The sequence below is a fragment of the Pseudomonas sp. TYF_14 genome, from assembly GCF_043105275.1.
In the GTDB taxonomy this organism is placed as follows: domain Bacteria; phylum Pseudomonadota; class Gammaproteobacteria; order Pseudomonadales; family Pseudomonadaceae; genus Aquipseudomonas; species Aquipseudomonas alloputida.
In genome coordinates, this window is the sequence record NZ_JBICLK010000052.1 from 1 (window position 1) to 1,931 (window position 1,931).

Below are 1,931 nucleotides of genomic sequence, written 5' to 3' on the forward strand. Positions count from 1 at the left end.
GCCACAGCGCCGGGTATGGCCTTTGGTAACGGTCTAATCAAGCTCCTAGGAAGCAATTTGTTCGCAAGGTTGTCCGGCTACCCGGCTATTTTCCTAGGATTCGCCTCTGACTATAAAAAATCCCAAAGGCAGAAGATGCACGGTAATACTGCCGCTTCTGATTTAACTTTCTATGGTGGGGGCGCGGTCGCAATAGGCTCCGTCTTGGTATTAGAAGGTGGATTAGCTATTGCAGGCGCCACAACACTTATCCCTTTTGCAGGGTGGACTGCAGCTGCAGTAGTCCTATTAGGTGCTGCGATCATAGCTGGAGGCATCTACCTCCATGCGAAAGCCACCGAACACCTTCACAACCCTATAGAGCTATGGGCCAGTCGAAGTATATTTGGGAACTGTCTCAATGACGGCGAAAGCCGACCAGACATAATTTTAGATACCGACAAGAAACTTCCAAACTTCGTCAACATTAAAGACGAAATCAACGCTTGGCATCAGGCATTTTACTCACCCTCGCTGCTTTCAAAAAAAGAGACAAAACTGTTTGACCTAGGGCATCTGGACAGCAAATGGACTGACTTAAACACATGGACTACTCCGAACTGGACTGCTATCACACACAATCAAGTCTCTAGCATCCCCCCACTGCTGAATTTACAGTCCTCCTACGAGGGTTTCTATTGGGCCAGAGCGAGTGGCAAGCCAGCCTTAGTAGCCAACTCGAGAACAATAGCATATCTGTATTCCCAGCCACACCAGACTGCTATGAAATCAGGGGAGGACTGATACTCCACTTCAAGAATCAAATTCGAAACCACCGCCACATTAAACTGAACATCAAATATCTGCCAAATCTAGGCTTAGATGAACAAGCAGGCTCCTCCCAGACCTTCAAGCTTGGGGAACGATAATGGCCATTTCATGGATTTTCACACCCTCCGCACGCTCTCAGTTCACTCCAAATATCTCAAGCCAACTATCATACATAAACAAACATCACTTATCCCTCGTGAACCCATGGGTATCCGACTCCGTATTCATGGGAAAACTATATACCGCCATGACATTAGGGTTAGCAGCTTATATCTACCCAGACATCATAGATGCGGATTTTAGAAAGTCCGCGCTAGCGGACCTTCACTCACTCGCACAATACGTTATTGCACCACTAATATTTACACCATTCATCGCCTACAGAATATTTTTCATAAAAAATCTATCAAACATCTACCTCAATCGCGCAACTGGAAAAATCTTATATCAACGCAACAAAAAACTTATCTCGTTCGATTGGACCAATATCAAGGGAGGGGTATTTAAGCGCACAGAGTTCAGTGGTTCATCCATCAGCACTAGCTATGCTCTTGCCTTTGCCCCGCCTAGGAAGGACGGTAGCCTCCACAAAAAAGACTGCCTCTGGGTCGACAGCAACGAACCCACCGAACCGGGCGTCAAGCATGTGGCCGAAGTGTGGGAATACCTGCGCCACTTCATGGACCACGGCCCGGACAAACTCCCCCCGCCCGGTGAACCCAACTGGTGGCACAAGCCACTCCACGCCATATGCCTGACCCCGGCAGAAGCCTGGCGCCACTATGCCCCCTGGCGAACCGGCGAGCCCGGTGAAATGCAGGGCAAAAAGAACTGGCAATTGCCGTTCTGGGCCGTGCTCTTCCCCTACAACCTCTCCGTCGCACTCTGCTGGTATGGCATCTGCCGCCTGTTCAACGTCCGAGCAGCGCCACCGCCACCCGAAGCATTTGAGGAGGCACCAGCGCATTCAACCCCAAAAGGGAAGCGTACATGAGCGACGCCTCCGTCAGCAGCGCCACCTCCGGCCCTGCCTGCAGCGCACGCGTACCCATCCTGCCAGTGCGCTACGCCATCGTGCCCCGCACCGCCGACGCCCCCGCCTGCCGCTATGCCGATGCAGG

1 protein-coding gene and 1 pseudogene are annotated in these 1,931 nt (G+C 51.4%); both read left to right on the plus strand.

Translation table 11 applies throughout. The features are described from left to right. A pseudogene (locus ACF8O8_RS13610) lies at positions 1–783 on the plus strand (hypothetical protein); the annotation flags it as partial. Positions 784–907: 124 nt separating this feature from the next. Further along, on the plus strand, positions 908–1,804 hold the full coding sequence (locus ACF8O8_RS13615; RefSeq protein WP_392509835.1) for a DUF6708 domain-containing protein: 897 nt from the start codon (positions 908–910) through the stop codon (positions 1,802–1,804). The last annotated feature ends 127 nt before the right edge of the window (positions 1,805–1,931 follow it).

Excerpts from the sequence above, each read along its gene's own strand:
- ACF8O8_RS13615 (WP_392509835.1), top strand. The coding sequence starts at position 908 with ATGGCCATTTCATGGATTTTCACACCCTCCGCACGCTCTCAGTTCACT.